We start from the raw sequence: 564 nt of genomic DNA on the forward strand, positions 1-564 counted from the left end.
TGGTAATAAAGAATACAATCGCAAAGTATTTGGTCATATGTGTTAGGAAGCTACCACTACCCTGACTACCAAAAACGGTTTGTGACGCACCACCACCAAAGGAAGCACCCGCTTCAGCACCCTTACCTTGCTGCAGCAAAACCAAACCAATCAAACCTAGTGATACCAGAATATGCACCACAATAACGGCAGTCTCTAACCATTCCATACTTTTAGCCTATTTTTCTACTCTAGTTGCCCGCCCCATCAAGAGCCTCAAACTCTTAATTGCAACAAACAACAATAAAAATTACTAACCAGCGCTCTTACAGATTTGTAAAAAGTCGCTCACTTTTAATGATGCGCCACCAACTAGCCCACCATCAATATCATCCTGACCAAACAATTCTTTGGCGGTTTTTACATTAACACTACCACCGTACAGAATTGCCATATTTTCAGCTAAGTCCGCAGACTTTTCTGAAACCTGCTGCCGAATATAAGCGTGCATTTCCTGAGCTTGCTCTGGCGTTGCTGTTTCGCCTGTCCCAATTGCCCAAACCGGCTCATAAGCAATAAGCAAAT

General features: G+C 43.1%; 2 protein-coding genes. Both read right to left on the minus strand.

What is annotated here, in order from left to right; genetic code table 11:
* Positions 1-208: preprotein translocase subunit SecG (gene secG / locus A3735_RS27005; protein WP_068639022.1), on the minus strand; the 208-nt coding region annotated here is incomplete at its 3' end.
* Between the two features lie 84 nt (positions 209-292).
* Positions 293-564: triose-phosphate isomerase (locus A3735_RS27010; RefSeq protein ID WP_197486082.1), on the minus strand; the 272-nt coding region annotated here is incomplete at its 5' end.

The organism is Oleiphilus sp. HI0061 (genome assembly GCF_001635675.1).